At 58.0% G+C, this 24,835-nt stretch carries 21 protein-coding genes; 11 read left to right on the top strand and 10 right to left on the bottom strand.

Annotated features, from left to right (window positions below; genetic code table 11):
* Positions 1-46 precede the first annotated feature (46 nt).
* Together uca and atzF are read left to right on the top strand one after the other, a co-directional pair.
* Positions 47-3,649, top strand: coding sequence for an urea carboxylase (uca, locus tag ACF8PE_RS00605; protein ID WP_392494244.1), 3,603 nt, complete (start codon positions 47-49; stop codon positions 3,647-3,649).
* The gene (atzF, locus tag ACF8PE_RS00600) at positions 3,646-5,445 is read left to right on the top strand and encodes an allophanate hydrolase (RefSeq protein ID WP_392494242.1); all 1,800 of its coding nucleotides are present in this window, start codon (positions 3,646-3,648) and stop codon (positions 5,443-5,445) included. The genes uca and atzF overlap by 4 nt, the downstream gene beginning before the upstream one ends.
* Positions 5,446-5,461: 16 nt before the next feature.
* Here atzF and dmsD read toward each other — a convergent pair whose 3' ends face one another.
* From dmsD to ACF8PE_RS00575, 5 genes are all read right to left on the bottom strand, one after another.
* Positions 5,462-6,061, bottom strand: coding sequence for a Tat proofreading chaperone DmsD (dmsD, locus tag ACF8PE_RS00595; RefSeq protein ID WP_032617944.1), 600 nt, complete (start codon positions 6,059-6,061; stop codon positions 5,462-5,464).
* A gap of 43 nt (positions 6,062-6,104) precedes the next feature.
* Positions 6,105-6,959: a dimethyl sulfoxide reductase anchor subunit family protein gene (locus ACF8PE_RS00590; RefSeq protein ID WP_336994633.1), complete on the bottom strand. Its 855-nt coding sequence runs from the start codon at positions 6,957-6,959 to the stop codon at positions 6,105-6,107.
* Position 6,960: 1 nt separating this feature from the next.
* Positions 6,961-7,578, bottom strand: coding sequence for a DMSO/selenate family reductase complex B subunit (locus ACF8PE_RS00585; RefSeq protein WP_392494240.1), 618 nt, complete (start codon positions 7,576-7,578; stop codon positions 6,961-6,963).
* Positions 7,579-7,588: 10 nt separating this feature from the next.
* Entirely contained in the window at positions 7,589-10,027 is a 2,439-nt protein-coding gene (ynfE, locus tag ACF8PE_RS00580) for a selenate/tellurate reductase subunit YnfE (RefSeq protein WP_392494238.1), read from the bottom strand.
* A gap of 150 nt (positions 10,028-10,177) precedes the next feature.
* Positions 10,178-10,483 carry a DUF1161 domain-containing protein gene (locus tag ACF8PE_RS00575; RefSeq protein ID WP_032617956.1) on the bottom strand — a complete coding sequence of 102 codons (306 nt, stop codon included), beginning with the start codon at positions 10,481-10,483 and terminating at the stop codon, positions 10,178-10,180.
* Between the two features lie 106 nt (positions 10,484-10,589).
* Between ACF8PE_RS00575 and ACF8PE_RS00570 the strand changes: the two genes are divergently transcribed.
* Positions 10,590-11,300, top strand: a complete 711-nt coding sequence (locus ACF8PE_RS00570; protein WP_081921635.1) for a YnfC family lipoprotein — start codon at positions 10,590-10,592, stop codon at positions 11,298-11,300.
* 39 nt (positions 11,301-11,339) lie between these two features.
* Here the strand turns inward: ACF8PE_RS00570 and ACF8PE_RS00565 are convergent, their stop codons facing one another.
* Positions 11,340-11,669: a DUF1283 family protein gene (locus ACF8PE_RS00565; protein WP_032617957.1), complete on the bottom strand. Its 330-nt coding sequence runs from the start codon at positions 11,667-11,669 to the stop codon at positions 11,340-11,342.
* Between the two features lie 148 nt (positions 11,670-11,817).
* Between ACF8PE_RS00565 and ACF8PE_RS00560 the strand changes: the two genes are divergently transcribed.
* From ACF8PE_RS00560 to ACF8PE_RS00540, 5 genes are all read left to right on the top strand, one after another.
* Positions 11,818-12,144 (top strand): YnfA family protein, encoded by a 327-nt coding sequence (locus ACF8PE_RS00560; protein ID WP_144884486.1) that lies wholly within the window; start codon positions 11,818-11,820, stop codon positions 12,142-12,144.
* Between the two features lie 110 nt (positions 12,145-12,254).
* Complete coding sequence (manD, locus tag ACF8PE_RS00555; protein ID WP_032617959.1) at positions 12,255-13,469, top strand: D-mannonate dehydratase ManD; 1,215 nt, start codon at positions 12,255-12,257, stop codon at positions 13,467-13,469.
* A gap of 11 nt (positions 13,470-13,480) precedes the next feature.
* Complete coding sequence (locus ACF8PE_RS00550) at positions 13,481-14,494, top strand: Zn-dependent oxidoreductase (RefSeq protein WP_392494236.1); 1,014 nt, start codon at positions 13,481-13,483, stop codon at positions 14,492-14,494.
* A 53-nt stretch (positions 14,495-14,547) separates the two neighbouring features.
* A complete protein-coding gene (locus tag ACF8PE_RS00545) occupies positions 14,548-15,927 on the top strand; it encodes an MFS transporter (RefSeq protein WP_059307995.1) in 1,380 nt (459 codons plus the stop codon).
* 281 nt (positions 15,928-16,208) lie between these two features.
* Entirely contained in the window at positions 16,209-17,672 is a 1,464-nt protein-coding gene (locus ACF8PE_RS00540; protein ID WP_280713208.1) for a mannitol dehydrogenase family protein, read from the top strand.
* A 44-nt stretch (positions 17,673-17,716) separates the two neighbouring features.
* On the opposite strand, the gene ydfZ is transcribed toward ACF8PE_RS00540, so the two are convergent.
* Entirely contained in the window at positions 17,717-17,920 is a 204-nt protein-coding gene (gene ydfZ / locus ACF8PE_RS00535; protein ID WP_032618022.1) for a putative selenium delivery protein YdfZ, read from the bottom strand.
* Between the two features lie 264 nt (positions 17,921-18,184).
* On the opposite strand from ydfZ, the gene ACF8PE_RS00530 reads away from it, so the two are divergent.
* Entirely contained in the window at positions 18,185-18,616 is a 432-nt protein-coding gene (locus ACF8PE_RS00530) for a universal stress protein (RefSeq protein WP_032618023.1), read from the top strand.
* 40 nt (positions 18,617-18,656) lie between these two features.
* Here ACF8PE_RS00530 and ACF8PE_RS00525 read toward each other — a convergent pair whose 3' ends face one another.
* Entirely contained in the window at positions 18,657-19,343 is a 687-nt protein-coding gene (locus ACF8PE_RS00525) for a GntR family transcriptional regulator (protein WP_032618024.1), read from the bottom strand.
* A gap of 91 nt (positions 19,344-19,434) precedes the next feature.
* A complete protein-coding gene (gene ydfG, locus ACF8PE_RS00520; RefSeq protein WP_032618025.1) occupies positions 19,435-20,181 on the bottom strand; it encodes a bifunctional NADP-dependent 3-hydroxy acid dehydrogenase/3-hydroxypropionate dehydrogenase YdfG in 747 nt (248 codons plus the stop codon).
* 152 nt (positions 20,182-20,333) lie between these two features.
* Here ydfG and dcp point away from each other — a divergent pair, with 152 nt between their 5' ends.
* Positions 20,334-22,379, top strand: a complete 2,046-nt coding sequence (dcp, locus tag ACF8PE_RS00515; RefSeq protein ID WP_392494232.1) for a peptidyl-dipeptidase Dcp — start codon at positions 20,334-20,336, stop codon at positions 22,377-22,379.
* Between the two features lie 128 nt (positions 22,380-22,507).
* Here the strand turns inward: dcp and ACF8PE_RS00510 are convergent, their stop codons facing one another.
* Positions 22,508-23,404: a LysR family transcriptional regulator gene (locus ACF8PE_RS00510; RefSeq protein WP_103792423.1), complete on the bottom strand. Its 897-nt coding sequence runs from the start codon at positions 23,402-23,404 to the stop codon at positions 22,508-22,510.
* A gap of 150 nt (positions 23,405-23,554) precedes the next feature.
* On the opposite strand from ACF8PE_RS00510, the gene ACF8PE_RS00505 reads away from it, so the two are divergent.
* Positions 23,555-24,751, top strand: coding sequence for an MFS transporter (locus ACF8PE_RS00505; protein WP_392494231.1), 1,197 nt, complete (start codon positions 23,555-23,557; stop codon positions 24,749-24,751).
* Positions 24,752-24,835: the final 84 nt, after the last annotated feature.

The raw sequence follows: 24,835 nt of genomic DNA, 5'->3' as shown, positions 1-24,835 counted from the left end.
TGAGCCAATTTTCGGCGGGACGACCCGCCACGATTGAGTCTGAACTATGTTGACAAAACTCCTGATTGCCAACCGCGGGGCGATTGCCTGCCGCATTCTGCGCACGCTGCGCGCCATGAACATTGGCAGCGTGGCGGTCTATTCCGAGGCGGATATCAGCAGCCTGCATATTCGCGAGGCCGACGAGGCCCTGAGCCTGGGCGACGGCCCGGCGGCGAACACCTATCTGGTCAGCGACAACATTATCGCCGCCGCAAAAGCCAGCGGTGCCCAGGCCATCCATCCGGGCTACGGCTTTCTGTCGGAAAACGCCGCCTTTGCCGAGGCCTGCGAGCAAGCCGGTATTGCCTTCGTCGGACCTACGCCGGAGCAACTGCGCCTGTTTGGCCTGAAACATACCGCCCGGGCACTGGCCAAAGCCCACGGCGTGCCGATGCTGGAAGGCACTGAACTGCTGGCGGATGTGAACGAGGCGCAGCAGGCGGCAGAGCAGGTGGGTTACCCGGTGATGCTGAAAAGCACCGCGGGCGGTGGCGGGATCGGAATGCGCGTGTGTTATACCCCCGCGGAACTGGTGGATGCCTTCGATGCGGTGGTACGGCTGGGCAAAAATAACTTCAGCGATGCGGGCGTCTTTATTGAGAAGTACATCGAGCGGGCGCGGCATCTGGAAGTCCAGCTGTTTGGCGACGGCAAGGGGGAGGTGATCGCCCTCGGTGTGCGCGACTGCTCGGTACAGCGCCGTAACCAGAAAGTGCTGGAAGAGACGCCCGCGCCCAACCTGCCGGAGGGGATGGCCGATGCGCTCTGTGCGGCCGCGATCACCCTGGGCAAGGCGATTAACTACCGCAGCGCGGGCACGGTAGAGTTTGTCTATGACAGCGACGCCGCTCGCTTCTATTTCCTTGAGGTCAATACCCGTCTGCAGGTGGAGCATGGCGTTACCGAGCAGGTGTGGGGCGTGGACCTGGTGCGCTGGATGATAGAGCTGGCGGCCGGAACGCTGCCTCCGCTGGCCGCCCTGGCTGAAAGCCTCACCCCGTCGGGACATGCCATTCAGGCGCGGGTCTATGCCGAAGATCCGGGTCGTCAGTTCCAGCCTTCTCCGGGTCTGCTCACCGAGGTGGTGTTCCCGGCGGATGACCGCCGTACCCTGCGCATCGACACCTGGGTAGAGTCCGGCTGCGAAGTCCCGCCATTTTTTGACCCGATGCTGGCGAAAATCATCGCCTGGCGACCCACGCGCGACGCGGCCATCGATGCCCTGCACGCCGCGTTGGGTGATACCCGCCTGTACGGCGTGGAGACGAACCGCAGCTATCTGCAGCAGATTTTGACCTTTACGCCATTCGCCTGCGGCGAACCCTGGACCCGCTGTCTGGAAGGGCTGGAGTATCAGGCCTTCACCCTTGAGGTGCTGAGCGCCGGAACACAAACCACAGTGCAGGACTACCCGGGGCGCACGGGCTACTGGGCGGTGGGGGTGCCACCTTCCGGGCCGATGGACAGCCGGGCGCTGCGTCTCGGCAACCGTCTCTTGGGCAATGACGACCGCGCCGCGGCGCTGGAGATCACCCTTAGCGGCCCAACGCTTAAATTCAACTGCGATGCCCAATTGGTGGTGACCGGGGCCGAGATTGACCTTAGCCTGGACGGCGAGCCGCTGGAAAACAACCGGATTATTCATGTGCGTCGCGGCATGACGCTGAGGATGGGCGATATTGCTGACGCTGGCGTGCGCAGCTATCTGTGCCTGCGCGGCGGGTTTAACGTGCCGGATTATCTCGGCAGCAAAAGTACCTTTACCCTCGGGCAGTTTGGCGGTCACGCCGGACGCGCGTTGCGTACCGGCGACATCCTGCACATTTCGCCGTTAACCTCGCCGTGCCCGGAGCAGGCGCTGCCGCAGGCCTTGCGCACCCGCCTGGCGGCGGTGCGGGAGCTGCGGGTGATCTCTGGACCGCACGGTGCGCCGGAATATTTCACCCCTGACTACATGCAGACGTTCTTCGCTACCGACTGGGAAGTGCATTTCAACTCCAGCCGCACCGGCGTGCGCCTGATCGGCCCGAAACCTGAGTGGGTACGGGACAGCGGCGGCGAGGCGGGGCTGCATCCGTCGAACATCCACGATAATCCCTATGCCATAGGCGCGGTGGATTTTACCGGCGATATGCCAGTGATCCTCGGCCCGGATGGCCCAAGCCTGGGCGGGTTTGTCTGCCCGGTCACCATCATCGAGGCCGATTTGCACGCGGTCGGGCAGTTGAAAGCGGGTGACAAAGTGCGTTTTGTCCCGGTAGATATCGCCACGGCCCGACGTCTGGCCCAGGCGCAGGAGGCGGAGATCCGCAGCCTGCACCCGCAGCAGCTCGAATGGCAGTCAGCGAAAGAGGCCTCACCAGTGGTGCTGGAGCAAGGACAGGGCGATAAACGGCTGGTGGCGCGTCTCTCCGGCGATACCCATCTGCTGCTGGAGATTGGCGATCCTGAGCTGGATCTGGTCCTGCGTTTTCGCGCCCACGCCCTGATGCAGGCCCTGGAGGCGCGGGCGTTTGAGGGGGTTATCGATCTGACGCCGGGCATTCGCTCGCTGCAAATTCACTATCAGCCCGAGGCGCTAAGCCTGGCGAGCCTGCTGGATAGCGTGGCCGGGATTTGGCATGACGTCTGCGAGCAGGCGTCGCTGGATGTGCCGTCGCGCATCGTCTGGCTGCCGCTCTCCTGGGACGACCCGGCCTGCCAGAAAGCCATCGACAAATACATGACCACCGTGCGGCGGGATGCCCCCTGGTGCCCGAGTAACCTTGAATTTATTCGCCGCATTAACGATCTGGCGAATGTCGATGAAGTCTACAAAACGGTGTTTGACGCCAGCTATCTGGTGATGGGACTGGGGGATGTCTATCTCGGTGCGCCGGTGGCAACGCCGCTGGATCCGCGTCATCGTCTGGTCACTACTAAATACAACCCGGCGCGTACCTGGACGGCGGAAAACTCGGTGGGGATCGGCGGGGCCTATCTGTGCGTCTATGGCATGGAGGGGCCGGGTGGATATCAGTTTGTCGGCCGGACGTTACAGATGTGGAATCGCTATCACGCCGTCGATGATTTTGGTGGCAAGCCCTGGCTGCTGCGCTTCTTCGACCAGATCCGCTTCTATCCGGTCTCTGCTGAGGAGTTGATCACCATCCGTCGCGACTTCCCGCTGGGGCGCTATCCGCTGCGCATCGAGCACACCACCCTGAAACTGGCCGAGTATCAGCAGTTCCTGGCTGACGAAGCCCAGGGCATAGAGGCGTTTCGCGCCCATCAACAGGGGGCTTTTAACGCCGAGCGTGAGCGCTGGATTGCCAACGGCCAGGCGCATTTCGACAGCAGCGATGTGCTGGCGGAGGAGGGCGAAGATGCACCGCTCCAGCCAGGACAGGCAGGTATCGACAGCCCGATTTCCGGCAACCTGTGGCAAGTCAATGTCGAACCCGGTCAGCCGGTACGCGAGGGCGATGTGCTGGTGGTGCTGGAGTCAATGAAGATGGAGATCCCGCTGCTGGCCTCGCAGGACGGCGTGGTTAGCCAGGTGCGTGTCCAGCCGGGTTCGTCGGTGCGCGCGGGTCAGTGTGTAGTGGTTCTGGAGAAAACAGCATGATGCATCCCTTTGATTTACGGCTTGATGCCCTGACGCAGGCTTACCGTGATGGCCGTTTTACGCCGCGGGAAGTGATCGCTACACTGCGCGAGCGGGCGCTGGCGTTAAACCCGGAGTTCAACACCTTTATTTATCTCCTTACCTCCGAAGAACTGGAGCCGTACCTCGCTGCGCTGGACGGTGCGGCGCCGCAGACGTTGCCGCTTTATGGCGTGCCTTTTGCCATCAAAGACAATATCGATCTGGCGGGTATCGAGACCACCGCAGCCTGCCCGGCGTTTGCGTACCGGGCCGGGCAGGATGCGACCATCGTCGGCCAGTTGATTGCGCTGGGGGCAATTCCGCTGGGTAAAACCAATCTTGACCAGTTCGCCACCGGCTTAAACGGCACGCGCTCGCCTTACGGGCTTTGTCGTAACAGCGTTAATGCGGATTATCCCTCGGGTGGCTCCAGCGCCGGGTCGTCGCTGGCGGTAGCGCTGGGGCTGGCGAGCTTTGCCCTCGGCACGGATACCGCCGGGAGCGGTCGTGTTCCGGCTGCGCTGAATAACCTGGTCGGGCTGAAAGCCACCAAAGGGTTAATTTCCACCGCCGGCGTGGTGCCAGCCTGCCGGACGCTGGACTGCGTGACCTTCTTCACGGCCACCGCTGACGAGGCTAGTCAGCTGCTGGCCCTGACGGCGGTGAAAGACCCGCGCGACGACTACAGCCGCGCCAACCCGGCGTGGAACGGGGCGCAGGCCTTTGGGGTGCCTGAGGCAGGTTTCCGCTTTGGCGTGCCGGACCAACTGGAGTTCCTCGGCTGCGCGGAGAGCGAAGCGCTGTATCACCGCGCCCGTGAGCGACTCATGGCGCTGGGCGGCGTTCCGGTGACCATCGACTTTGCGCCGTTTTTAGCGGCGGCGACGCTGCTGTACGACGGCCCGTGGGTGGCGGAGCGCTATCACGTTGCCGGAAAACTGATTGAGCAGCAGCCGGAGGCAGTATTGCCGGTGATCCGCGATGTGCTGCGCAAAGCCCCCAGCACCGACGCGGTGGCGGCGTTTGACGCCCAGTACAAACTCCAGCATTTCAAAACCCTGTGTGACGAAATCATGGCGGAACTGGATTGTGTGCTCACCCCGACCTATCCGCGCCCGGTGACGCTGGCAGAGCTGGCGGAGGAGCCGGTTAAACGCAATTCCGAGCTTGGGGTTTACACCAACTTCATGAACCTGCTGGACTACGCCGCCGTGGCGGTGCCTGCGGGTGTAATGGCGAATGGCCTGCCATCGGGCGTGACGCTGTTTGGTCGGGCCTTCACCGACCAGTATCTGCTCAGCCTTGCCGGGGCGTTACAACGTCACCAGAACCTGGCCTTACCCGGCGATCGCCTGATCCAGACTGCTGCACCGGCTACCCCCGCCACGCACGATCGCCTGTCGGTCGTGGTCTGTGGGGCGCATCTGGACGGGCTGGCGCTCAACCACCAGCTACGCCAGCGGGGAGCCGTCCTGCGGGAAGCAACCCACAGCGCGCCGCACTATCGGCTTTACGCTCTGGCTGACGGAAAACGCCCCGGCATGGTGCGCGACCGGGAGCAGGGAGCGGCCATTGCCGTTGAGGTATGGGAAGTGCCCCATACTGAAGTGGGGTCGTTTCTGGCAGGCATCCCGGCCCCGCTGGGACTGGGCAAAGTGGAGCTGGAGGACGGGCGCTGGTTAACAGGGTTTATCTGCGAAGAGTATGGTTTGCAGGGGGCGCAGGAGATAACGGCGTTTGGTGGCTGGAGAGCCTGGCTTGCCCACCAGGGGTGAGCAGCCAGGCATCTCGTTAACGGTACAGCGGCTTTTCTGCTACCGGGATCAATAACGTGGATTGCCACTCTGCCAGCGTCAACTGCGCCAGCTGTCCCAGCGCACGGTAGAACGGGTGGCCCGCGTTTTCGACAAACAGGGTAAGAAAACGCGTGCTCCACGGCAGAAGATGCCAGGCCAGCAGCTGATCCCGCTCCGCATCCCGGCCCGTTTCGGCCAGCCATGCGGCCAGCAGCAGCAGGGTGCCAAAGTGATCTTCCGGCTCATTCTGCGCCATCTCAAAGGCGATACCGTTGTCGCGCATCCACTGGCGCAGTGCCAGAGTGGAGTCGCCAAACAGTACGCTCTCGCGATCCAGCCAGACCGATCCCCATGGCGGCGCGGGAAGCGCCCAGGGGCCAATAAACAGCCGCTGCCAGGCATCCGGGAGCGCTTCGTCAGACGGCTGGCGCAGGATCTCTGCGACAGGGGCTAACTGCCCGGACGGCAGCGGCCAGTCCTGCTGCCAGTCGCCCCCGGTCAATGCCGCCACCAGCGGTGCAGCCTGCTCGCTGTCAGGGGCGAAATAAAACAGTGCGCCCAGTACCCGGGCGGTAAACGCAAAACCTTCATTCATTACTGCATTCCTTGAACGGCGCGGGTTACCCCGCGCGCACAGATTATCCGGCAATCGCCATACCCACGGTCATATGCAGGCCGTAGAAGACGCCGCGGCCAATAAGCTCCCCGACCACCACCAGCAGTAGCCCCAGCGCCAGTCCTGCTGGCGTAGGCACTTTACGACGCACCAGCGCGCACAGCCAGCAGCCCAGACCGGCCGCAAGCAGCATGATACGCCAGACCTGTAGGGAACCATAATCCGGGACCAGGGCGTTGGCCTGCTGGACGGAGCTGTGGATCGAACCGAGATCGTGACTTTGCAGAACCACCGCCGCCGCGCTGACCAAGAGTGCGACAACGGCGATGCCTGCTGCTACATGCGCGTGAAACGGCACCTTCGCCATCCGCACCAGCAGGGCGGCGAACAGCGGACCGCCGAGCAGCATGGTCAGGAAGAAGTTCAGGGTGGTGTAGCCATTGTGCCAGGTAGGCACCGTGTCTATCTGATACACGCGGGTCATCGCCCAGACAAAGACCAGCCCCAGCACCATGCTCAGCACCAGCCAGATCCTGCCCAGCACCGCGGGCATTTTGCCGAGCACGGCCACTAACCACCAGAAGCCGCCGACGGCGAAGAACAGCGTCCCGCTGGCGATTTCGTTGCTCAGGCCGGATGCGCCGACGCGATTAAGGGAGTTAAAGGCGCGCAGCGGTGAGCCGAGGTGCAGGATCGAGGCGACAAAGCCCACGCCCATCACCAGCCATAAAAAGAACATGCTGCGCACCAGCCGGTTGCGCGCCATCGGGTCGCGCTCCCGCAGCCAGGCGACGCCCGCCACAATCAGTGCCCCGACAACACACTGGCCTAGTACGGTAAAAATGACCAGCGGCCATTCATGCCATCCGTTTCCCATCTCACACCTCCTGCGGATTAGCCAGATAGCCGGTGGTATCACCCGTGGGTCGGCTGTTGGCATTGGGTTTAATGACGATAGACGGCTTCGTGAAGTGCGCCGACGGCAGCGGGGCGACGGCGGCCAGTTTGCCGTGCTTCTTGCGCAGCTCCTCAACCGGGCCGAAGTCCAGCGCCCGCAGCGGGCAGGACTCGACACAAATCGGCTTCTGGCCCTCCGCCACCCGCTCATGGCAGCCGTCGCACTTGGTCATATGGCCTTTGGCGGCGTTGTACTGCGGGGCACCGTACGGGCAGGCCATGTGGCAGTAGCGGCAGCCGATGCAGACATCCTCATCCACCACCACAAAGCCGTCTTCGCGCTTGTGCATCGCCCCGCTCGGGCAGACCTTGGTGCAGGCCGGGTCCTCGCAGTGGTTGCAGGAGAGGGACAGATAGTAGGCGAAGACGTTCTGGTGCCAGACGCCGTTGTCCTCCTGCCAGTCGCCGCCCGCGTACTCATAGATACGGCGGAAGCTGACATCCGGGGTGAGGTCCTTGTAATCCTTGCACGCCAGCTCGCAGGTTTTGCACCCGGTGCAGCGGCTGGAATCAATAAAAAATCCATACTGAGTGGTCATCGGCTACTCCTTACGCCTTCTCGATTTGCACCAGATTGGTGTGTTGTGGATTGCCCTTCGCCAGCGGCGACGGACGGTGCGTGGTCAGGGTGTTCATGCAGGCACCGTGGTCAACGCGGTCACCCTGCATATCGGCCTGATGCCACGCCCCCTGGCCCATGGCGCTGACGCCCGGCATGATCCGCGGGGTCACTTTGGCGGGAATGCGCACTTCGCCGCGGGTGTTGAAGACCCGCACCATGTCGCCGTTTTTAATGCCGCGTTTCTGCGCATCAACCGGGTTGAGCCACACTTCCTGGCGGCAGGCGGTCTGCAGCACGTCCACATTGCCGTAGCTGGAGTGGGTGCGGGCTTTGTAGTGAAAGCCGAAAAGCTGCAGCGGAAACTGACCGCGATCGTCCGAATCCCAGCCTTCGAAGGTCGAGGCATACACCGGCAGCGGGCTGATCGTTTCGTCCTCCTTCAGCTCCCAGGTGCGGGCGATCTCAGCCAGCCGACTGGAGTAGATCTCGATTTTGCCTGACGGGGTTTTAAGCGGATGAGCCTCGGGATCCTCGCGGAATTTCTTATAGGCCACGAAGTGACCGTTAGGGTCCTTGCGCTTATAAATGCCCATCTCTTTTAGCGCTTCGTAAGAGGGGAGTTGTGGATCTTTGGCCACCATTTTGGCGTACAGATACTGCAACCACTCCGCCTGGGTGCGGCCTTCGGTGAAGCGTTGATGGATATCCGGCCCGAGGCGTTTCGCCACTTCGCTCATGATCCAGTAGATGGGTTTGCGTTCGAATTTCGGCGCAGTTACCGGCTGGAGGAAGATCAGATAGCCCATATTCCCCGCGTAATCGTTGGGAATGATGTCTTCCTGTTCGACGGTCATCAGATCGGGCAGCAGCAGGTCGGCATATTTCGCCGACGAGGTCATGAAGTTGTCGATCACCACAATCATTTCGCACTTGCGCTCATCCTGCAGAATGTCGTGGGTTTTATTGATGTCAGAGTGCTGGTTGATGATGGTGTTGCCAGCGTAGTTCCAGATGAACTTGATCGGCACGTCGAGCTTCTCTTTGCCGCGCACCCCGTCGCGGGTGGCGGTCATCTCCGGCCCGCGGGCGATGGCGTCGGTCCAGCTGAAGCAGGAGATCTGCGTTTTGACCGGATTCTCCGGCAGCGGCATTCGCTCGATGGTGATGGTGTATGTCGATTCACGCGCGCCGCTGTTGCCGCCGTTAATACCGACGTTGCCGGTGAGGATCGGCAGCATGGCGATGGCGCGAGAGGTCAATTCGCCGTTAGCCTGGCGCTGTGGACCCCAGCCCTGGCAGATATAGGCAGGTTTAGCCGTACCGATCTCCCGCGCCAGCTTGATAATACGGTCGGCGGGGATCCCGGTGATAGCTGCGGCCCATTCCGGGGTTTTGGCGGTGGCATCCTCGCCGTGGCCCAGAATATACGCCTTGTAATGGCCGTTGGCCGGGGCGCCTTCCGGCAGCGTCGTTTCGTCGTACCCGACACAGTATTTATCCAGGAAGGGTTGATCGACGAGATTTTCGTTGATCAATACCCAGGCGATACCGGCCACCAGCGCGGCGTCTGTGCCCGGACGGATGGGGATCCACTCGTCTTCGCGTCCGGCAGCCGTATCGGTGTAACGAGGATCGATGACGATCATGCGCGCATTCGAGCGTTCGCGCGCTTGCTCAAGGTAATAAGTGATCCCGCCGCCGCTCATGCGCGTTTCCGCCGGGTTATTACCGAACATCACCACCAGCTTGCTGTTTTCAATATCCGAGGTGCTGTTGCCGTCGTTGCTGCCGTAGGTATAGGGCATCGCACAGGCGATTTGCGCCGTACTGTAAGTACCGTAATGGCTGAGAAAACCGCCGTAACAGTTCATCAGACGCGCTACCAGAGAGGCATAGGGCGAAGAACGGGTAATGTTACCGCCAACAATACCGGAACTGTAATTAATGTAGACCGCTTCGTTGCCGTATTTAGTCACGACGTCGCGCGGGCTGTTGGCGAGCAGATCCAGCGCCTCATCCCAGCTGATGCGTTCGAACTTGCCTTCGCCGCGTTTACCGACGCGCTTCATAGGATAATTCAGCCGGTCAGGATGGTTAATTCGCCGCCGGATCGAGCGTCCGCGCAGGCAGGCGCGAACCTGATGGTTGCCGTAGATATCGTCGCCGGTATTGTCCGTTTCGACCCAGAATACCTCGTCGTCCCGCACGTGCAGACGTAGCGCGCAACGGCTGCCGCAGTTAACCGAACAAGCACCCCAGACCACTTTATCCTGGCCGGATTGTTGGGCCTGTTTGAGGGCGGCTGCGGCAGGGCGTAATCCAAAGGGTAATGACAAGCCGCCGGCGGCCAGCGCAAGGGATCCGAGGGCAGAAGATTTAACGAGGGTGCGGCGGCTGATCCCGCCGCTTTGCGCATTATCTGACATGGCTCACTCCATAATGTTCGTTATCTATGAACGTTTTAAGCCGTGATTAGGATCAGGCTAATGGAGTGGCAGTGTTACCTATTAAGGGGGAGATAATATTAATGTATATCAAAACAAAGGGGATTCCCCCGCCCGGGCGGGGGATAATCTCTACTGCGGTTCGCGCGGCGCCGGGGCCTGAGTGCCACCTCCGCTTACCGGGTAATTTCCGCTGCTGGTGCGGGTGTAAAGGATTTTAAGGGTATCGTTGGCGCAATGACCGACCACTTCGGCGTCGGGTTTATCGGCCTGATCGTTCGGCACGATGTTCAGCATAAAGCCGCTTTCCGGTACGCCATTGTTGATGATTCGCTGCTGAATATCGCTTTTGATCCGCTCGCAGTTATCAGGTGCCGCCAGCGCGGCCGGGGCAATCCCCGCCAGCAAAAGTGCAGTAATCCAGGGTAACCGTTTCATCTCTGCCTCCTTACGACTGGGTGTGACTATAATAGTAGCAGGGTTAATGTAAATGGTTGTATTTGCTAATATGACCGGGAATTATCTTCATCTATTGGTAGGTCATGTGAATAAACACGCGCTTATGCTTCTTCTGGCAGGTCTGTTGGCGGGGTGTGACAACGCCAGTGCGCCGCTGTCGTTTACGCCAGAGATGGCCAGCTTCTCTAATGAGTTCGATTTTGATCCGCTTCGCGGGCCGGTGAAGGACTTCAGCCAGACACTTTTCAATGACAAAGGGGAAGTGGCGAAGCGCGTCAGCGGCACGCTATCGGCAGAGGGCTGTTTTGATAGCCTGGAAATGCAGGATCTGGAGTCGAACTCCGGCATCGCCCTGGTGCTGGATGCTAACTACTATCTCGATGCCCAGACCCAGCAGAAAAAGCTGCGGTTGCAGGGTAAATGCCAGCTGGCAGAGATGCCTGCGTCGGGCATTTCATGGGATACCGATGACAACGGGTTTATCGTCAGCGCCCACGGCAAAAATATGGAAGTCCGTTATCGCTACGACACCGACGGTTATCCGCTGGGTAAAACCACCGTGGCCGGGGAGCAGCATCTGTCGATTACGGCAACACCGTCTGCCGACAAGCGTAAAAGAATGGACTATACCGCCGTGAGCCTGCTGAACGATAAACCGCTGGGCAATGTGAAGCAGACCTGCCAGTACGACCGGCATAACAACCCGGAGGAGTGCGAGTTGGTGATTGTGGATGCGACCGTAAAGCCTGCGGTTTCGCGCAAGTACACCATCAAAAACAGTATCGAATACTACTAAGCACCGCGCAGCAGGCTGCGCGGTACGGTCGGGCAGAGATCAGGGAGTCATTGTCCGGCCAGTGCGGCGATCCAGGCAGCGCAGGGTGTTCGGCTCCCAGTAGGCGTTGACGTTGGCGCTCTGCTGGCATTTATCCCGCGCATCAAAGGCCACATCCTCTTTATCCCACTCTTTCTCTGCGCGGGTATTCACCTTATGGCGCAGGCTACGGGTGTCGTTCCATTGCTCTTTATCCATGGCGGCATTCTGACGGCTCTGAGCGCTGTCGCCGGATTCAATAATCAGTTTGCTGGTGTTGGCGGATACTGGCGCGACGAAGACCGTAGCCAGCACGGCAACCAGACAGAGACGTGTGCTCAATTTACGCATAGCAATTTCCTTATGGATGGTGGAAATTTGAATCCCCACCGCAGATTCTATAACAGTCCATGTTAAGGGCAAACCCACATCAGGCATGTGGAAAGGATCCTTTCACATTCAGGTATGATAACGCATCACTCCTCAGACAACGCTAAATATGTTTAAAACAACGCTGCTCTTTTTTGCCACCGCGCTGTGCGAAATTATCGGCTGCTTCCTGCCCTGGCTGTGGCTAAAGAAAGGCGCATCAATCCTGCTGCTCATTCCTGCGGGCATCGCCCTGGCGCTCTTCGTCTGGTTGCTAACCTTGCATCCTGCAGCCAGCGGGCGCGTCTATGCTGCTTACGGCGGCGTATACGTCTGTACGGCGCTGCTGTGGTTACGGGTGGTGGATGGCGTGAAGTTAAGCCCGTACGACTGGGCCGGTGCAGTGATCGCCTTGTGCGGCATGTTGATTATCGTGGCAGGCTGGGGGCGCGCGTAAGCGCCTCATTGTGTGATCCAGCGAGGGTTTTTTGATCTTCATACTTGTATGGTAGTAGGGTTGTTGCGTAAATTTCCTTCATCACAACGAAAGATGTAAGGAACCGAAATATGAAGATTGTAGGGGCTGAAGTCTTTGTCACCTGCCCAGGGCGCAACTTTGTCACGCTGAAAATCACTACCGACGAAGGGATCGTTGGCCTGGGGGATGCCACTTTAAATGGCCGCGAACTGTCCGTGGCCTCATACCTGAAAGATCATCTCTGCCCGCAGTTGATTGGCCGTGATGCCCACCGCATCGAAGATATCTGGCAGTTCTTCTATAAAGGCGCGTACTGGCGTCGTGGCCCGGTCACCATGTCGGCGATCTCTGCTATCGATATGGCGCTGTGGGACATCAAAGCCAAAGCCGCCAATATGCCGCTGTACCAACTGCTGGGCGGTGCCTCCCGTGAAGGGGTAATGGTTTACTGCCATACCACCGGCCACACGATTGACGATGTGCTGGAAGATTACGCTCGCCATAAAGAGATGGGATTCAAAGCCATCCGCGTTCAGTGCGGTGTGCCGGGAATGAAAACCACTTACGGCATGTCTAAAGGGAAAGGGCTGGCGTATGAACCCGCCACCAAAGGCAACTGGCCGGAAGAACAGCTGTGGTCAACCGAAAAGTACCTCGATTTTACTCCGAAACTGTTTGACGCCGTGCGCAGCAAATATGGTTTCAATGAACACCTGCTGCACGACATGCACCACCGTCTGACGCCCATAGAAGCCGCGCGCTTCGGCAAGAGCATCGAGCAGTACCGCATGTTCTGGATGGAAGATCCGACCCCGGCAGAGAACCAGGAGTGCTTCCGCCTGATCCGCCAGCATACCGTTACGCCGATCGCGGTGGGCGAAGTGTTCAACAGCATCTGGGATTGTAAGCAGCTCATCGAAGAGCAGTTAATCGACTATATCCGCGCCACCATCACCCACGCGGGTGGCATCACCGGGATGCGCCGGATTGCCGATTTTGCCTCGCTCTATCAGGTACGCACCGGTTCGCACGGCCCATCGGATCTGTCGCCGATTTGCCACGCGGCGGCACTGCATTTTGACCTGTGGGTACCAAACTTTGGCGTGCAGGAGTACATGGGCTATTCCGAGCAGATGCTGGAAGTCTTCCACCATAACTGGACGTTTGAAGACGGCTATATGCACCCGGGCGAGAAGCCAGGGCTGGGTATCGACTTTGACGAAAAACTGGCAGCGAAATATCCCTACGATCCAGCCTACCTGCCGGTTGCACGTCTTGAAGATGGCACGCTGTGGAACTGGTAAAGGAGCCGAAAATGAAAAGTATCGTCATTCAACAACCCAATACGCTGGTGATCGAAGATCGCCCGTTACCGACCCCCGCGGCTGGCGAGGTGCGCGTCAAAGTGAAGCTGGCGGGGATTTGCGGTTCCGACAGTCATATCTATCGCGGCCATAACCCCTTCGCCAAATATCCGCGGGTGATCGGCCACGAGTTCTTCGGCGTGATTGATGCCGTCGGCGACGGCGTCGATACCGCTCGCCTGGGGCAGCGCGTCTCGGTGGATCCGGTGATCAGCTGTGGCCACTGCTACCCGTGCTCGGTCGGCAAACCGAACGTCTGTACCTCGCTGGTGGTGCTGGGCGTCCATCGCGACAGCGGCTTCAGTGAGTACGCCGTGGTACCGGCTAAAAATGCCTGGGTTATCCCGGATGCTATCAGTGATAAGCATGCGGTGATGGTGGAGCCATTCACCATTGCAGCTAACGTCACCGGCCACGCCAGCCCAACGGAACAGGACGTGGCGCTGATTTATGGCGCGGGTCCGATGGGGCTGGTCACCGTTCAGGCGCTGAAAGGCGTTTATAGGGTGAAACAGGTGATTGTGGTCGATCGCATCGACGAGCGCCTGGCAATGGCCGAGCGCAGCGGAGCCGACTGGGTCATCAACAACGGCAGCCAGTCCCTGCCAGCATTACTGGAAGAGAAGGGCATTAAGCCGACGCTGATTATCGACGCGGCCTGCCATCCGTCCATTCTGCAGGAAGCGGTCACGCTGGCTTCGCCTGCGGCGCGTATTGTGCTGATGGGCTTCTCCAGCGAGCCGAGCCAGATCGTGCAGCAGGGGATTACCGGCAAAGAAATTTCAATTTTCTCGTCCCGTCTTAACGCCAATAAGTTCCCGGTGGTAATCGACTGGCTGACGAAGGGGCTTATCGACCCCGACAAGCTGATTACTCACGCCTTTGAGTATCAACATGTTAAAGACGCCATCGAACTGTTTGAGAAAGACCAGCGGCAGTGCTGCAAGGTGTTGCTGACGTTCTAATTACTATGAATGCGGTTTAGCGGTACGCATCTTACCCTGTTGAGATAGCCATTATGACTCAAGTACAACATGAAAGATCCACATCTGACCTGATCAAAGCCGCGGTATCCGGGTGGCTGGGCACCGCGTTAGAATTCATGGACTTCCAGCTTTACTCGCTGGGCGCAGCCTTAGTCTTTCACGAGATCTTCTTCCCGGAACAGTCGGCGGCGATGGCGCTGATTCTGGCGATGGGGACCTACGGTGCGGGCTATATTGCCCGTATCGTCGGGGCATTTATCTTCGGCAAAATGGGCGATCGCGTGGGGCGTAAAAAGGTGCTGTTTATCACCATCACCATGATGGGGATCTGTACCACCCTGATCGGTGTACTGCCGACCTATGCGCAAATTGGAATCTTCGCGCCGGTGCTGCTGGTGACGCTGCGTATTATCCAGGGGCTGGGCGCGGGTGCCGAAATCTCCGGCGCGGGCACTATGCTGGCGGAATATGCCCCGAAAGGGAAACGCGGCATTATCTCTTCGCTTGTCGCCATGGGCACCAACTGCGGGACCCTCAGCGCCACGGCGATCTGGGCGGTGATGTTCTTTGCTCTCGACCGTGAAGAGCTGCTGGCCTGGGGATGGCGTGTGCCGTTCCTGGCCAGTGTGGTGGTGATGATCTTTGCCATCTGGCTGCGGATGAATCTTAAAGAGAGTCCGGTGTTTGAGCAGGTCAATGCCGAAGAAGCCCCTGCGCAGGCAGCCGCGCAGGAAAATACCCTGGGAGCGATGGTGAAGAGCAAATCGTTCTGGCTGGCGACAGGCTTGCGTTTTGGCCAGGCGGGTAACTCCGGTCTGATCCAGACGTTCCTTGCGGGCTATCTCGTACAGACGCTGCTGTTCAACAAAGCCATCCCGACGGATGCCCTGATGATCAGCTCCATCCTTGGCTTTATTACCATTCCGTTGCTGGGCTGGTTGTCTGATAAATATGGCCGTCGTCTGCCTTATATTTTGCTGAACATTTCCGCCATTATTCTGGCCTATCCGATGCTGTCGCTCATTGTCGATAAATCGAATACACCGGGGGTGATCATGACGTCCATTATCGTGATCCATAACTTTGCGGTACTGGGCTTGTTTGCGCTGGAAAATATCACCATGGCCGAAATATTCGGCTCCCGTAACCGCTTCACCCGCATGGCGATATCGAAAGAGGCGGGCGGTCTGGTGGCGGTTGGTTTTGGTCCGGTGCTGGCGGGGATCTTCTGCAACATGACCGGTTCCTGGTGGCCAATTGCGGTGATGGTGGTGGTCTACTCCGTTATCGGCCTGATCTCAGCCCTGCTGATGCCGGAAGTGCGTGACCGTGACCTGAGCATCCTGGGCGATGCCGCAGAAGACAAAGCTGCTGCGCTGGGTATGAACAATAAACATCGCGTTATCTCCTGATATCTGATGACTCTCCTGCCGATGCAGGGGAGTCTTTTTTTATCCCTCTCTGCGTGGTTTACCGCATTGTGATTTACATCGAAAGCTGTCACACAACTTTCAATTTATGTCACACCAGATGGTGAAAAGTTAACGTAAATCAATATCCCGCTGACAACAATCAGTATGGTTAACCACAGAGAATTTTTTATTCCATCTACCATTCTAGTTGGGTTAGTGCGTCGGGCCAGGGGTTAACACCCGCCCGCAACGCCTGCTTAATCACATTGACGAGTGCTAACATGAAAAATCCGTTATTACATGCGCAAGCCACGCTGCCTCACTACAATCGCGATAAACTCAAGTCGCGCATCGTGCATCTGGGTTTTGGTGCCTTTCATCGCGCCCATCAGGCGGTGTATGCCGATATGCTGGCAGCAGAGCACGACAGCGACTGGGGATACTGCGAGGTCAACCTGATTGGCGGTGAGCAGCAGATCGCGGATCTCAAGGCGCAGGATAATCTTTACACCGTGGCAGAAATGTCAGCCGATGCCTGGACGGCGCGAGTGGTGGGTGTGGTCAAAAAAGCGCTGCACGCCCAGGTGGATGGGCTGGAAGCGGTACTGGCTGCTATGTGTGAACCGCAGGTGGCGATCGTCTCGTTAACCATCACCGAGAAAGGCTACTGTCACTCGCCCGCCACCGGGGAGTTAATGCTTGATCACCCGTTAATCGCTGCCGATCTGCAACAACCGCATACCCCGGTTTCCGCCGTCGGCGTGGTCGTAGAAGCGCTGGCGCGACGCAAAGCGGCGGGTCTGCCTGCCTTTACGGTAATGTCCTGCGATAACATGCCAGAGAACGGCCATGTGATGCGCAATGTCACCTGTGCCTATGCCCGCGCGGTGGACAGCGAACTGGCTGACTGGATCGACGCGAACGTGACCTTCCCGTCCACCATGGTGGATCGCATTGTGCCTGCCGTCACGGCCGATACTCTGACGAAAATTGAACAAATTACCGGCGTACGCGACCCGGCAGGGGTGGCCTGTGAGCCGTTCCGTCAGTGGGTAATCGAAGATAATTTCGTGGCCGGGCGACCGCAGTGGGAAAAAGCCGGCGCGGAGCTGGTGGCCGATGTGGTGCCTTTCGAAGAGATGAAGCTGCGCATGCTTAATGGCAGCCACTCGTTCCTGGCCTATCTTGGGTATCTGGCGGGTTATCAGCACATCAATGACTGCATGGAAGACAGCCATTACCGTGCTGCTGCACATGCCCTGATGCTGAACGAGCAGGCACCGACGTTAAAAGTAAAAGGTGTCGATTTAGCACGTTATGCAGACCTGCTGATTGCGCGTTACAGCAACCCGGCATTGCGCCACCGTACCTGGCAGATTGCTATGGACGGCAGTCAGAAGTTACCGCAGCGTATGCTGGACTCTGTGCGCTGGCATCGTGCGCATCAGCGCAGCTTCCCGTTACTGGCGCTGGGTATTGCGGGTTGGATGCGCTATGTAGGGGGCGTCGATGAACAGGGAACAGCCATTGACGTCTGCGATCCGCTGCTGTCAGCGATTCAGGAAGCGGTAAAGAGCAGTGCCGAAGGTGAGAGCCGGGTCAACGCGCTGCTGGGCATTGAAGCGATCTTTGGTAATGAGTTACCGCTGGACGGGGTCTTTATCGACGCGGTGATGAGCGCGTATCTCACTCTGCTGGAGAAAGGGGCGAAAGCCACGGTCGCACAATACGCTGCGGCAATCTGACGCCATTCCATGCCGCCGTTCGCGGCGGCATGACGCTGCACGAATTAGTGCATCCCCAGACGGATCAGTTCAACTGGTTCGAAGCGGCCTTCATAGCCTTCTACTTCTACCGTTTTACTGCGACGTAATTGTGCGGCACTCAGCCCTTCGCCGTGAATGGCGCTGATTTTGCCTGTGTTGCCAGTGCTGCTAATCATTACGCGGCTGCCGGTGGTAATAGCATTACGGTTACGGTCGTAAGTCATCATAATAATTTCTCCTTTCTAACAAACCGAAGCGACATGTAATTTCCTGCCGCTCACGGGGGGCTATTAATACGCCTGTTGGCTGCTGCTGTTTTTGTTTTCGATCAATATCACACTTTTTTATCGGGACTGTGAATAAGCGCAGCCGGACAGTTCTTTACGTATATTGATAGTTACATACTGAAATCGTTTAAGGTTGGTTTGATATTGCCCTGTCATCCTTAAGTCCTCAGGAAAAGAATTTATCGTTATTAAGGAGAAGGGCGTATGTATAAGAAAATATTAATGCCAGTTGATGTCTTTGAAATGGAGTTAAGCGATAAAGCGGTACGGCATGCCAGTTTCCTTGCCCGTGCGGATAACGCCAGCATCACGCTGCTCAACGTTCTGCCCGTCAACAGTAGGGCCATGCTGCGCGGTTTTTCTGCTGATATTAAAAAGTTTGAAACCTATATGGCCGCGGAGTCAGAGAAAAAGCTCAGGGATTTAAAACGCTTATTTGATATTGACCCGGCACATATTCATACAGAAGTGCGCTTCGGTAGCGTTCGCGATGAAATAATAGCGATGAGTGCCGAAGGGGAATATGACGTCATCGTCATCGGCTCAAAAAAACCGGGGATTACGACCCATCTGCTGGGTTCAAATGCAGAATCGGTATTACGCTACGCCAAATTACCGGTTCTTGTCGTACGATAATAACGCGCTGCATCCCGACCCGGGTCGGGATGCGCAATCATTACTCTTCGCTGAACCAGTCGCTGTTTTCCTGACGAATTAACTGCACCGACTCGCCAATCTCCTGCAGATGCAGGGTCATCGCTTTTTCCACCCCATCAGCGTCGCGTTTTTCCAGCGCGCTGAAAATATCATGATGCTGACGCAGCAACATTTCAGGTGGCGAGACGTGGTTAAGGCTCATATAGCGCACCCGGTCTATGGTGGCCTTGATATTTTCGATGGTATCCCAGGCCAACTGGCAGTCGGCAATTTGCGCCAGCTTCTGGTGAAACTCGTCATCCAGCTGGAAAAAATCATTCAGCTGTTTACGTTCAATGGCGATGCGCTGCTGATGCAGGTTTTGCTCAATCAGGTAGCACTGATGATCGTCGATAAGACTCGCCGCCCGCCGCACCACTGCGCACTCAATAGCCTGACGCACAAAACAGCCATTACGCACCTGAGTAAGGGAGATTTTATTGACGTAACTGCCGCGCTGAGGGCGGATCTGAATCAGGCCGTTTTCAGCCAGCTTAATAAAGGCTTCGCGAACCGGCTGGCGGGAGACATCAAAGCGGACCGACACCTCTTTTTCAGAGAGCGGCGTTCCCGGCGGGATCAAACAATGCACAATGTCGCTGCGCAAAATTCGGTAAATCTGCTGATTAACAGGTTGGGTAGGATTAAGTTGCGATTCAGCGGCCATTGGTTGTGATTTCTCAGAAAATTAACCGATAAATACTACCATTCTTTTGTCGGGCATCCCAGACCTGGCCCGCAGACCAGGTCTGGAAAAATCATCCGCGATGGACGCTCAGACCGGCAAAGCTCTGGCTGACCGGCATCATTTCAACGGTGTTAATGTTGACGTGCTTCGGCAGGGTCGCCACCCACCAGACAGCTTCGGTGACATCATCCGGCGTCAGGGCAGTGGTGTTTTCGTAGGTTTTACCGGCTTTGTCATCATCGCCTTTGAAGCGCACGTTGGAGAACTCGGTCCCGCCAACCAGACCTGGCTCGATATCCGTTACGCGGATAGCGGTGCCGTGCAGATCGGTGCGCAGGTTCAGGCTGAACTGACGCACAAACGCTTTGGTCGCGCCATAGACATTGCCGCCTGCGTAAGGCCAGCTACCTGCAGTGGAGCCGATGTTGATCACATGGCCGCGGTTGCGCTCGACCATACCTGGCAGCACAGCGCGGGTCATATAGACCAAGCCTTTGTTGTTGGTGTCGATCATCGTTTCCCAGTCTTCAACGCTGGCTTTGTGCGCAGGCTCCAGCCCCAGCGCCAGCCCGGCATTGTTGACCAGCACGTCGATGTCGCGCCATTCCGCTGGCAGGTTAGCGATCATCTCTTCAATGGAGGCGCGGTTACGCACGTCCAGCTGCGCGGTCAGAATGCTGTCGCCAAGTTCCTCTTTCAGCTCCTGCAGACGCTCCTGACGGCGGCCGGTGGCAATCACCTTATGGCCGTTGGCGACGAAGCGACGCGTGATGCTTTCACCAAAACCTGCTGTCGCCCCGGTAACTAAAATTATCATGTCACTGTTCCTCAACGCTTTTTGTGTAGTACTACCATAGCATGTGATCTGGCGCAGAGTAAGGCCACTTTTTGCTCCGTCGGGTGACAACGATTGCAGCGACTGCCGGGCTGGCCTACTCTGGTGAGATTCATCATATTCAGGAGTCTGATATGTCTGGCACTAACCCCTTTTTCGCAAATAGCCTGCTACCGTACCAGGCGCCGCATTTTGATCTGATTGACGACAGTCACTATCGCCCGGCCTTTGACGAAGCCATTCGCCAGAAACGCGACGAGATCGCAGCCATCGCCGGGTCCGCAGCAGCACCTGACTTTAACAATACCGTGCTGGCGCTGGAGCACAGCGGCGGCCTGCTGGGCCGGGTGAGCAATGTTTTCTTTGCCATGACCTCGGCGCATACCAATGATTATTTGCAGCAGCTGGAAGAGGCGATCGCCACCGAGCTGGCGGCGCTGTCCAATGATATCTGGCTGAATGACGCCCTCTTTGCCCGGGTGGATGCAGTTTACCAGGCGCGGCAGACGATGGCGCCAGACGCGGAGTCTCTTCGCCTGATCGAGGAGCTGTACCAGCGCTTTATCCTCGCCGGAGCCCGGCTGGGAGAGGGGGAAAAACAGGCCCTGAAGGCGATCAATACCGAGTCGGCGACGCTCACCAGCCAGTTTAACCAGCGTCTGCTGGCCGCCGATAAAGCGGGTGGGCTGGTGGTGGACTATCCTCATCAGCTTGATGGCCTGAGCAAGGCCGAACTGGATGCGGCTGCCAGGGCGGCGGCGGATAAGGGGTTGAGCGATCGCTGGTTGATCCCGCTGCTCAACACTACTCAGCAACCGGCCCTGCAACAGCTGCGAGACCGCCAGACCCGGGAAAATCTGTTCAAAGCAGGCTGGCTGCGTACGCAAAAAAACGATGCCAACGACACGCGCGAGCTGGTTCGTCGTCTGGTTGCGCTGCGGGCGCGTCAGGCTGAGCTGTTGGGCTTCGACAGCTATGCCAGCTGGAAAATTGCCGATCAGATGGCAAAAACCCCTGATGCTGCGCTGGCGTTTATGCGCGGTATCGTCCCGGCCGCACGGGGTCGTGCACTGCTGGAACAGGCCGATATCCAGAAGGTGATTGATGACGAGCAGGGCCGCTTTGACGTGCAGGCCTGGGACTGGCTATTTTACGCTGAACGTGTGCGGCTGGCGAAGTACGCCCTGGATGAATCACAGGTTAAACCCTATTTTGCCCTTAACCGGGTGCTGACCGACGGCGTATTCTGGGCGGCGACCCAACTGTTCGGCATTACCTTTGCAGAGCGCAATGACATCCCGGTTTATCATCCTGACGTGCGGGTCTGGGAGATCTTTGACCAGAACGGCGAAGGGATGGCGCTGTTTTACGGTGACTTCTTCGCCCGCGACTCAAAAGGCGGCGGGGCGTGGATGGGTAACTTTGTCGAACAGTCCCATGAATTCGGGACGCGTCCGGTGATTTATAACGTCTGTAACTATCAAAAACCGGCGGAAGGTCAACCTGCTCTGATCTCCTGGGATGATGTGATCACTCTGTTCCACGAGTTTGGTCACACCCTGCACGGGCTGTTTGCCAGCCAGCGTTACGCTACGCTCTCTGGCACCAACACACCGCGCGATTTTGTGGAGTTCCCGTCGCAAATCAACGAGCACTGGGCCAGCCATCCGCAGGTCTTCGCTCACTATGCGCGCCACTATGAAACCGGGGAGCCGATGCCCGACGCGTTGCGCGAGAAAATGCTCAGTGCCACTCAGTTCAATAAAGGCTATGACATGACCGAACTGCTCAGCGCCGCGCTGCTGGATATGAACTGGCATGGGTTAAGTGCCAGCGAAGCGCCAGACGATGTGGAGGCATTTGAAGTCGCCGCGCTGGAGCGTGAGCAATTGCATCTCCCCGCCGTACCGCCGCGCTATCGCAGCTCCTACTTTGCTCATATCTTCGGCGGCGGCTATGCGGCAGGTTATTACGCCTATCTCTGGACGCAAATGCTGGCCGACGACGGCTATCAGTGGTTTGTGGAGCAGGGCGGTTTGAGCCGCGAAAACGGGCAGAAATTCCGCGAGGCGATTTTGTCCCGCGGGAATAGCTCTGATTTAGCTGAACTTTATCGGGCATGGCGCGGACACGATCCGCAGATCGAGCCGATGCTGGTGAATCGCGGGTTAACTGCGTAGGGCTTTTTCAGGCTGGAAGCAAAACCGGGCGCAATGCCCGGTTTTTTGTGCTCAAAATTCTTTATTGCGGTGAAATTGGTCATCACTGCGAAGCCGACCCCCTGGCTGGAACGCCCTTATCTCTCTTTTTAAGACTCCATCTCCGCAAAGAGGGTACCGACCATAAAGTCTATGAACACACGTATTTTAGGCGAAAGGTATTTACTGGATGGCCAGAGCAGCCTGAACGTGCCCTGATGATCAATATATTTATCCAGTACGCGTAACAGTTTGCCTGTAGCCACGGCCTGACGCACCATGAAGTCAGGCAGGCACGCAATACCCAGACCTGCCGTCGCGACATCCAACAAGGCTGCCGAGGTGTTACATACCATCGTTGTGGGGAGTTTCAGCTCCTCAGCGTCAGGTCCACACGTCAGAGGCCAGGGCTCCAGCCTGCCGGTGCTCGGAAATCGGTGATGCAGGCAGGCATGATGGGATAGCTCTGCAGGAAGCTCTGGCACTCCATGGCGTTTAAGATAGTCCGGGGAGGCGACCAGCTGCAGCCGGTAGCTGCCCAGCGGACGGGACATGAGGCGTGAATCCGTAGGTTCGCCGGTGCGCATCACCACATCAAAACCTTCTTCTATCACATCCACCATGCGATCTGAAAAATCAACATCCAGCTCAACCGCAGGATAACGAAGCATAAAGGCGGTTAGCGCTGGCATCACCAGCGGGCCAACGAGAGGCAGGCTGATGCGCAGACGCCCGCTGGGCATCTGTTGAGTTTCAGACAGCTCCAGCTCGGCGGCTTCAACTTCACTCAGGATCCGGCGGCAACGCTCAAGAAACAGCGTCCCTTCAGCGGTCAAGGTGATGCTGCGCGTGCTGCGATGAAAAAGGCGAACGCCCAGACGTTCTTCCAGCCGGGATATGCTTTTGCCTACTGCTGATGAAGATACACCAAGGCTGCGCCCGGCCCCGGAAAAACTGCGGGCTTCCGCTGCCTGCACGAAAAAGGCGATGCCGTTAAGGGATTCCATTGCTTACCATTTAAGAATATTTGTCCGATATGTCATGAACATTAGCATTATTGTCTTGCTCAGGTAACGCCTTCACCATGACCGGAACCAATAAATGCGTGCCGTTTTCAGGCACACGCATCTGCTTCTCACATCTGATAAGGCATATTTATGACGAATATTACCGCCGCACCCGGCCAAATTACGCAGAGCGCCCCTCTACCGGTCGCTTCACTTCTGGCGCTGGCGCTGGCGGGTTTTATTACCATTTTGACGGAGACTCTGCCGGCAGGATTGCTGCCGCAGATTAGCGCTGGCATGAATATTTCAGGCGCAATGGCGGGGCAGTTCGTCACGCTTTACGCTGTCGGATCGCTGGTTGCTGCCATTCCCCTGATCACAGCGACACAGGGCGTGCGCCGACGCCCGTTATTACTGTTGGCCCTGGCCGGGTTTGTTGTGACTAACACCGTCACTGCGTTCTCCCTTAACTATGTCATGACGATGATTGCGCGGTTTATGGCGGGGGTTTCAGCGGGGCTTGTGTGGGCGCTACTGGCGGGCTATGCAGCGCGCATGGTGCCGGTTGAGCAGAAAGGACGGGCTATTGCCATTGCGATGGTCGGTACGCCGCTAGCTCTGTCGCTTGGTGTACCCGCCGGAACGTTCCTCGGTGGCCTGGTCGGATGGCGCATGTGTTTCGGTATTATCAGTGTGATGGCTATAACGCTGATGGTATGGGTGCGCTTCCTGGTGCCTGACTTCCCGGGGCTGGCAGCGGGTAAGCGCCTGCCGCTGGGACAGGTGTTCACGCTTGCTGGTGTCCGCCCGGTGTTGTTTGTCGTGCTGACTTTTGTGATGGCGCATAACATCTTATACACCTATATCGCGCCATTTCTGGCATCCGCAGGGATGGCCGAACGAACAGACCTGATACTTCTGGTGTTTGGCGTTGCTTCGTTGCTGGGCATTTGGGTTATCAGCGTATTCGTTGACAGATGTTTGCGTACGTTGGCGCTCATCAGCACGGCACTGTTCGCTCTGTCAGCGCTGGTACTGTGGGTCATGGGTGATATCCCCGCTGCTGTCTACACGGCAGTCGCTGTCTGGGGGCTTTCCTTTGGTGGCGCAGCAACGTTATTCCAGACCGCCATTGCCAGGACCGCTGGCGACGCTGCTGACGTGGCACAGTCAATGCTGGTCACGGCATGGAATCTGGCGATTGCCGGTGGCGGATTTTTCGGTGGCTTACTGCTGGGATCGTTAAGCGTCAGCGCATTTTCACCTGCAATTGTCATGTTGCTCCTCCTGGCGCTGGCCGTTATCTGGGCGGCCAGGCAGAAAGGATTTCCGACGGAATCGGCTTAACAGGCAATAAAACGCCTTCTATGCATTAAACCTGAAGGCGTTATTTCGCAGCACTCACGTCCATTTGTGGCACTTATCAGATGA

The organism is Leclercia sp. GLN_9 (assembly GCF_043105735.1).
GTDB classification, from domain to species: Bacteria; Pseudomonadota; Gammaproteobacteria; order Enterobacterales; family Enterobacteriaceae; genus Enterobacter; species Enterobacter adecarboxylatus.
The sequence above is the reverse complement of the archived record's forward strand: the minus strand, read 5'-3'. Positions and strand labels throughout refer to the sequence as shown.

What these genes read in the sequence shown, in the direction of transcription:
- uca (WP_392494244.1), top strand. Translation starts at nt 47, where the DNA reads ATGTTGACAAAACTCCTGATTGCCAACCGCGGGGCGATTGCCTGCCGC.
- atzF (WP_392494242.1), top strand. Translation starts at nt 3,646, where the DNA reads ATGATGCATCCCTTTGATTTACGGCTTGATGCCCTGACGCAGGCTTAC.
- dmsD (WP_032617944.1), bottom strand. Translation starts at nt 6,061, where the DNA reads ATGAATGAAGGTTTTGCGTTTACCGCCCGGGTACTGGGCGCACTGTTT.
- ACF8PE_RS00590 (WP_336994633.1), bottom strand. Translation starts at nt 6,959, where the DNA reads ATGGGAAACGGATGGCATGAATGGCCGCTGGTCATTTTTACCGTACTA.
- ACF8PE_RS00585 (WP_392494240.1), bottom strand. Translation starts at nt 7,578, where the DNA reads ATGACCACTCAGTATGGATTTTTTATTGATTCCAGCCGCTGCACCGGG.
- ynfE (WP_392494238.1), bottom strand. Translation starts at nt 10,027, where the DNA reads ATGTCAGATAATGCGCAAAGCGGCGGGATCAGCCGCCGCACCCTCGTT.
- ACF8PE_RS00575 (WP_032617956.1), bottom strand. Translation starts at nt 10,483, where the DNA reads ATGAAACGGTTACCCTGGATTACTGCACTTTTGCTGGCGGGGATTGCC.
- ACF8PE_RS00565 (WP_032617957.1), bottom strand. Translation starts at nt 11,669, where the DNA reads ATGCGTAAATTGAGCACACGTCTCTGTCTGGTTGCCGTGCTGGCTACG.
- ACF8PE_RS00560 (WP_144884486.1), top strand. Translation starts at nt 11,818, where the DNA reads ATGTTTAAAACAACGCTGCTCTTTTTTGCCACCGCGCTGTGCGAAATT.
- manD (WP_032617959.1), top strand. Translation starts at nt 12,255, where the DNA reads ATGAAGATTGTAGGGGCTGAAGTCTTTGTCACCTGCCCAGGGCGCAAC.
- ACF8PE_RS00550 (WP_392494236.1), top strand. Translation starts at nt 13,481, where the DNA reads ATGAAAAGTATCGTCATTCAACAACCCAATACGCTGGTGATCGAAGAT.
- ACF8PE_RS00545 (WP_059307995.1), top strand. Translation starts at nt 14,548, where the DNA reads ATGACTCAAGTACAACATGAAAGATCCACATCTGACCTGATCAAAGCC.
- ACF8PE_RS00540 (WP_280713208.1), top strand. Translation starts at nt 16,209, where the DNA reads ATGAAAAATCCGTTATTACATGCGCAAGCCACGCTGCCTCACTACAAT.
- ydfZ (WP_032618022.1), bottom strand. Translation starts at nt 17,920, where the DNA reads ATGATGACTTACGACCGTAACCGTAATGCTATTACCACCGGCAGCCGC.
- ACF8PE_RS00530 (WP_032618023.1), top strand. Translation starts at nt 18,185, where the DNA reads ATGTATAAGAAAATATTAATGCCAGTTGATGTCTTTGAAATGGAGTTA.
- ACF8PE_RS00525 (WP_032618024.1), bottom strand. Translation starts at nt 19,343, where the DNA reads ATGGCCGCTGAATCGCAACTTAATCCTACCCAACCTGTTAATCAGCAG.
- ydfG (WP_032618025.1), bottom strand. Translation starts at nt 20,181, where the DNA reads ATGATAATTTTAGTTACCGGGGCGACAGCAGGTTTTGGTGAAAGCATC.
- dcp (WP_392494232.1), top strand. Translation starts at nt 20,334, where the DNA reads ATGTCTGGCACTAACCCCTTTTTCGCAAATAGCCTGCTACCGTACCAG.
- ACF8PE_RS00510 (WP_103792423.1), bottom strand. Translation starts at nt 23,404, where the DNA reads ATGGAATCCCTTAACGGCATCGCCTTTTTCGTGCAGGCAGCGGAAGCC.
- ACF8PE_RS00505 (WP_392494231.1), top strand. Translation starts at nt 23,555, where the DNA reads ATGACGAATATTACCGCCGCACCCGGCCAAATTACGCAGAGCGCCCCT.